Raw genomic sequence first — 6,180 nt, forward strand, 5'->3', positions numbered from 1 at the left:
TCCGGCGCGCCCCGTTCAGTCGTCCTTGAGGACGCGGAAGAACATCGGATAGCGCCAGTTCCTGCCCATGAGGCTGGCGATGGTGGCGACGGCCGGAAGTACCGTCCAGCCCAGGGCCACGGCGAGCGTCACCAGGAGGGGTGCGACGAGCCAGAACAGGAGCACGCTCACGAGCCCGGTGACGATGCAGAAGATCTGGAAGTTCAGCGACTCCATGGCCTGGCGGCGCACGTAGGGCGAGATCCTGTCACTGAGGAGGAAGAGGACCAGGGGCGCGACGACGGGGAAGAAGTAGTTCCCGCCGTGCCCGACTGCGGCCACGACCCGTTCGGCCGGTGTGCTCGGCAGGGGCTCGCGGGGGTCGGTTCCCTCCTTGCCGCCCTGGCTCCTGAATGCTCCGAACGGGCCCGCGGGCGCCGCCCGGGGAGCTCCTGAGGGCGTGACCCCCAGGTCTTCCGTGAGGGGGACGAGGTCGGCCCCGAACTTGGCCCGCATGGCCTTCTCGGTGCGCTCGCCGAACTCCTCCTCGTCGAGCTGGCCGCGGCCGAACGCCTCCCGGAGAACTCCGATGACGTCGTCGCGTTCGGCGTCGGTGAGGCGGATCTGCGGCCTGGCCTGCGGTTCCCAGGGGCGCCTCGCCGGGTACTGAGGGTCCTGCACAGCCACTCCCACTCCCAACGGCGACGGGAGTACGGCACTGATCGGCCGTACTCCCACCATGATGCGCCGTAGGGACGGATATGGGTATCGGGGCCGTCCCTGATCCTCCCCTGAGCCGCCCCTCCCCCCTGCGGCGGAGGACGCCCCCGACTTTCGTCTACGTCCGTCCACGTCCTCCGCGGGGCGGCGCCGGGGCTCCCCTCCCGTCCCCGGCGGCCGGCTAGCTCCGCACGGCGACCGCGACCTCCTGTCCGGCGCGTTCGCGCTCGCGCTCGTAGCGGCGCTCGGCACTGGTGAGCAGCTCGTACCAGTTGGTGACGTCCTTGCGTCGGCGCAGCAGGGCGCGGCGCTCGCGTTCGGTCATGCCTCCCCAGACCCCGAACTCGATACGGCTGTCGAGTGCCTCGGCCAGGCACTGTGTACGGACCGGGCAGCCCCGGCAGATCAGCTTGGCGCGGTTCTGAGCCGCTCCCTGCACGAACAGAGCGTCAGGGTCGATCTCCCGGCATTTGGCACGGGTCGCCATCTTCTCATTCCACATGTTGCCCCACTCCCAAGATCAGCATGTGTGGTGATCGGAAAATCCGTCGACTGGCGCGACCGTCGACGGGCGAGGAGACGCGGGCCGATCCGAGGACGGTGTCACGTGGCCGTGCGGGGGGCCGCACGTCCCGTCTTCGGGGGTTGATCGTTTCGGCGCGCTGTCTTCCTCGTTGTCACTGGTGTCGAAACTACGGTTCGTCCTAGTTCACCAACAGACCCCAAGAGGCCTATTTCTCATATGGCCCAGTAGGACCATTGCACTTAGAGGAAGTGTCATCATACACACACGCAGAGTGACCGCATGTGGTAGAAGCGGACTCCCGGGACCGGAAGGAAAGGCTGCTCCCCGGTCTTTCCCCGACAAGCCGGATGACCTGGGGGTTCGCGCCTGCTCCACGACGGGCTCCCCAGCAGGGAGTGTCCGGGCGAAGGGGACTCTGGGTCATCCACCTCACCCGAACGGGCTATACGGGCCCCGGGGACGCACCCGACGCATGGCTCCATGCGCCACCCATTTCCCATCCGTGGGGACGAACCGGAACTACTGATTAGTAACCATGGAGGAAGCTATGCAGGCAGCCCCAGAAGCAATCATGGAGGTGCCCCTGGGTGGCCATGGGGTAGCGATGAGGCGACTATGGAGAAACGTCAGACTCTGACCGGGATATCCCTATTTGAGATGGACAAGGGCTCCATGGATCCGGACAGGAGTTCCAGAGTCCGGCCTTCTTCGCGAGCGATTTGCACGGTGCGTTTCAGGGCAATCCTGGCCGGATCCGGCCTTTACCCGGGAAGGCCTCGGAAGGGGATTCACGGGAGGGGGCCGGCGGAAGGGCCTTCACTGCCCTTCACTCCGGAAGAGCCGGCGTTCGAGGGAGGAGAGATGGCAGGAAGGAGGAGGGGAGGGAGGGAAGGGCGAGGCGGGCGGTGGGCGCCGACGCCGAGGTGCGGAAGGCTGCTACGCCGGCGGGCGACGACCGCGGGGGCGACGTGCCGGCCTTGGGTGGACACGAAGAAGGCGACCCCGCGAGCAAGTGGAACCTGCGGGCGGGGTCGCCTTGGGACGAGTGGAGCCAAGGGGAGTCGAACCCCTGACCTCCGGTATGCAAAACCGGCGCTCTGCCAGCTGAGCTATGGCCCCTCGGAGCCGGGCGTGAGCCCTGGCCACCATGCAGAGCATACCTTCATTCGAGGCGGTCCCGCTCACCGAGCAGGGCCGTCCGGTCGGGGCCGCGACTCCGGGACCAGAAGCAGCACAAAGCCGTGGGTCGCACCCCGGGATTGTCGGCCCACCCACGTCTTCGTGTCACTCAGGAGCTGGCCGGGACGGCACACGCGGCACCGGCCCTCGGTCGCCCGGTGGATACCTCGCGGCCGCCGATAAGGCGCTCGGTCAGCCCTCGCTGGCCGCCGTGGCCTCGGTCCACAGGTCAAGCTCGGCGCGGTCCGCCTGGATCTTGCGGTAGACGGCGAAAGCCCCGAGGGCCACCAGCACCAGAACGATGATCTTCTTCACTGTCCGGACCCTTTCGGTGATTCGATGTGTGTACACGGGCTCCCGCACGGGACGGGGGCTCCGCAGAGAACTTTATGAGGTTGTCACCACGCAGACTAGCAAGCTGTCGGTAGCGTTCCCTGCCACAGTGGACCGTTTTCCACCAACTTCTCGGAGTGATCCGTGAAGCGGTGCTTCCGAGGCCTCAGGTCAGCAGTGCCATCCGTCGGAGGACTGACAGCGTGGCCTGCGGAGACGCCGCGATCCGGGTGAGTTCGGACCACACCCGCTTGCAGGCGTCGACCGACTCCTCGGCCTCCACGATCGAACCGCCCTGGGTGGCCTCGACGTAGGCCAGGGCGGCCTCGTCCTCGTCGAACTCCAGCACGGAGAAGGGCCCGGCCACCCCGGGGTGCGGGCCGGCCGAGGTGGGCAGCAGTTGCACGGTCACCCGGTCCGACTCGGTGGCCAGCTCCACGATGCGGGTGGTCTGCGCACGCAGTAGTTCGAGGTCACCGGACACCCGTTGGAGGGCGTCCTCCTCGACGATGGCGTGGTACCGGGTCAGGCCGCCCTGGTCGAGGAGCTCCTGGCGCTTGAGGTAGGCCGCGACCATCCGCTCGACGGAGCGCTCCCCGTGGCCCATGGCCCGCGCCACGGCGGCGGTGTAGTCGGGGGTCTGGAGGAGGTCGGGGATGAGGATGCCCGCGTAGGACTGCACGGAGAGGGCTCCCGCCTCGTTGCCGACGTACGCGGACGGGAGTACGTCCTCGTACTCGGTCCACCACGGGCGCAGCCGGGATTCGCGGACGAGGGTCAGGATGGCCTCGCGCTGCCCGCCGGTCACCCCGTACAGGCGCAGCAGGGCCGAGATCTCCATGACGGAGGGCCACTTGCGGATGCCGGTCTCGATGTGGCCCAACTTGGCCGGGGACCACTCCAGTTCCTCGGCGACATCGCTGAGGGTCATGCCCGCCTGCACCCGGTGGCGGCGAAGCTCGGCGGACAGTCGTCGGCGGCGAACCGTGGGGCTGGTCATAACGCTGATCCCGGTCCTGGTTCTGGTTCTGGCACTGGGGTGGCTCAGGGTTGGTACTGGGCTTGGTGCTGATGCTGAGGGGGTTGGTGCTGATGCTGGTGCGGTGCTGGGTCTGGTTCCGGCGCTGGTCCTGGCCCTGTGTCCTGACCCCGGCCCCGGTCTCGACCTCGGCCCCGGTCTCGACCTCGGCCCTGGTTCCATGACACAGAGTTGGCGGGGATGTACCACCAGCGAAACACGGCATCTAACATCTAGCAATGCGTTTCTAGGAAACAGCTGCCGATTCGATGCATTACGGCGTCCGGAAACTCGGAGGGCCGGAAGGCAAACCCACCGTTTGGCACGAAAGCACCCAGGTGCAGAGGGGTCGCGACCTCAGAAGCACCACACGTAAACCGTTTCCACATGCGCCACATCAGCATCAGGAGAGTCTGCTTGGGAGGCGCTTCTCATCCCAGCATTCACAGTTCCTCAGCTCCTCTCCCGGGCCTGGACGGGTGCTCATGAGGAGACTGGTGAGTGCTGAGTGGATGCCGGGCGGGTGCGGGGCCCCAGGTGGATGTGGGGAGGCGCCTGGGTGAGTGCGGGGAGCGCCAGGGCGGGTGCGGGGGTGCGAGGTGGATGTGGGGAGGCGCCTGGGTGAGTGCGGGGAGCGCCGGGGCGGATGCGGGGGTGCGAGGTGGATGATCGGGGTGGGTGCAGGGATGCGAGGGTGGGCCGACCGAGGCGCCGGGTGGTCCGTTCGGGTTCCATCCGGTCCTTGCCCACATCCTTTGTCGTCCTGCCGTCCCGCGATCGGAATGCGGTCAGAATGCGAGCAGGAAAGGAGGAGAGGGACACGAAGGGGGAAGGCGAGGAAGGAGGCCCCGGGAAGGGGCGGGAAGGCCGGGCAGGGGAGCGAGCCGGCTCGGAGAGGGCTGAGGCCGAGAAGGCTGAGGGGGCTGGAGGGCTGAGAGGGCTGCCGTGAAGGAAGCCGGTCCAGGCCGCGGAGAGCACAGAGGGCACGGAGGCCAAACCACTGAGTGAGAGGCCGAAGGAAGCTGAGGGAGGAGGGCGGGAGGGAGTGGGAAGGTGTCCGTTGTCTCCTGACTCGTATGTCTCATCCTGATGCCAGTGTGAGGAAACAGCGTACGATGCTTGAGGTGCCCGCCCCGGCGAGCGTAACCGTACACATAGAGGAAACCCATTGAGCTACCCCATTAACGACGCAGAGCAGCTGATCGCGAACGCGGAAGCGGAGATGCCGCCGAGCACCCGATCCCGTCTCATCGCGAAACTCCGGATGGGGAAGCACATCGACGACGCGGCCGGCGAGCTCGGCATCAGCTCCACGCAGGTCTTCTCGACCGCACGTATCCTCACGGCCTTCGGCGACCAGCTCGACTCCACCCTCACCGAGCAGCGGGACCCGTCCCTGCCGCACGGCACCGTCACGGGGTACAACAAGCGCTGCCGCTGCCCGGAATGCCGTAGCGCCCTCCAGCAGCGCGTCTGAGGCGCCCTCAGAAGGGCCTGGGCGAGCTGGCGGTCCTTGGGCGGCCTGGGCGGCGGGTCTGGTGCGTCCTGGGCGGCCGAGGCGTCTGAGCAGTCCGGGTATCTGGACAGGCGGGATGGCTCGGAGAGCCCGGACGGTCCCAACAGCTCTCTGGAACCTTCCTCTTCCGTCCGACCAAGCCGACCGGGCCGACCACCTGCGCTAACGCCTCGTTAACCGAGACTTCTCAAACCAATACGGTCCACACAGGCTTACCGGCCCCCGGTTGGGGAAAACCGCTGAACATGAACGAGCACGTGGACTGGTCGGCGATGAGCGAAGAGGACTTCGTTGCGCTGCTGCGGCAGCTCATCGACATCCCCGAGGTCGACGAGGACTAGACGGACACCGCACCGATCGGCACGGGTCCCCCGCCCCGGGCCCGAGCTCCCTTCACCCCCAGGCGCACGGTGATGCCGTGACTGCGGCGACATCGTGAACGAGCGTGACCACGATGGTCGGCATGCGCGGAGGAGGGTCTTCCGCGACCTGTGTCCTCGTGCTGTGCCTGTGCACCTGTGGTGACCATGCTCGCGGCGGCGTGCAGCTGCTCGCTTTGAATGCTCTTCCTGGACTCCGCTGGGGTGGTCCTGCTCTGAAAGGCTCCACCTGAACCCGTTGGGGTGGCTTGCCGTTGGAGTTGTTCGTCAGCCCCGGGCTCTACCGGCGCGTGCCCTCAGCGGCGCACGCGGAACCAGCGAGCGCACGGTCAAAGCCCACGGAGAACCCTGCCCCCGACCCAGGAGCCGGCCACCACCCGTGGAGCCACCACCCCTCAGGACGAACCCCTGCTTTCACACACGCACAAGCGCAGACACAAAAAAAGAGGGGGCCGCCCACAAGCGACCCCCCCTTCACGAAAAACCGTGGCAGCAACCTACTCTCCCACCCCACCACAGGGCAGTACCA

At 67.3% G+C, this 6,180-nt stretch carries 5 protein-coding genes and 1 tRNA gene; 1 reads left to right on the plus strand and 5 read right to left on the minus strand.

What is annotated here, in order from left to right; genetic code table 11:
- Positions 1 to 15: 15 nt before the first annotated feature.
- From A6A08_RS08465 to A6A08_RS08480, 5 genes are all read right to left on the minus strand, one after another.
- Positions 16 to 666: a DUF1707 and DUF4870 domain-containing protein gene (locus A6A08_RS08465; RefSeq protein WP_242422186.1), complete on the minus strand. Its 651-nt coding sequence runs from the start codon at positions 664 to 666 to the stop codon at positions 16 to 18.
- 214 nt (positions 667 to 880) lie between these two features.
- Positions 881 to 1,201 (minus strand): WhiB family transcriptional regulator, encoded by a 321-nt coding sequence (locus A6A08_RS08470; protein ID WP_073701986.1) that lies wholly within the window; start codon positions 1,199 to 1,201, stop codon positions 881 to 883.
- Positions 1,202 to 2,271: 1,070 nt separating this feature from the next.
- Positions 2,272 to 2,344 (minus strand) — tRNA-Ala (locus A6A08_RS08475).
- A gap of 252 nt (positions 2,345 to 2,596) precedes the next feature.
- Positions 2,597 to 2,719, minus strand: coding sequence for a DLW-39 family protein (locus A6A08_RS28655; protein ID WP_216349818.1), 123 nt, complete (start codon positions 2,717 to 2,719; stop codon positions 2,597 to 2,599).
- A 184-nt stretch (positions 2,720 to 2,903) separates the two neighbouring features.
- Positions 2,904 to 3,737: a helix-turn-helix transcriptional regulator gene (locus A6A08_RS08480; protein ID WP_073701987.1), complete on the minus strand. Its 834-nt coding sequence runs from the start codon at positions 3,735 to 3,737 to the stop codon at positions 2,904 to 2,906.
- Between the two features lie 1,186 nt (positions 3,738 to 4,923).
- Here A6A08_RS08480 and A6A08_RS08485 point away from each other — a divergent pair.
- Positions 4,924 to 5,232, plus strand: coding sequence for a hypothetical protein (locus tag A6A08_RS08485; RefSeq protein WP_073701988.1), 309 nt, complete (start codon positions 4,924 to 4,926; stop codon positions 5,230 to 5,232).
- Positions 5,233 to 6,180: the final 948 nt, after the last annotated feature.

This window comes from Nocardiopsis sp. TSRI0078 (assembly GCF_001905145.1).
Classification (GTDB): Bacteria; Actinomycetota; Actinomycetes; order Streptosporangiales; family Streptosporangiaceae; genus Nocardiopsis.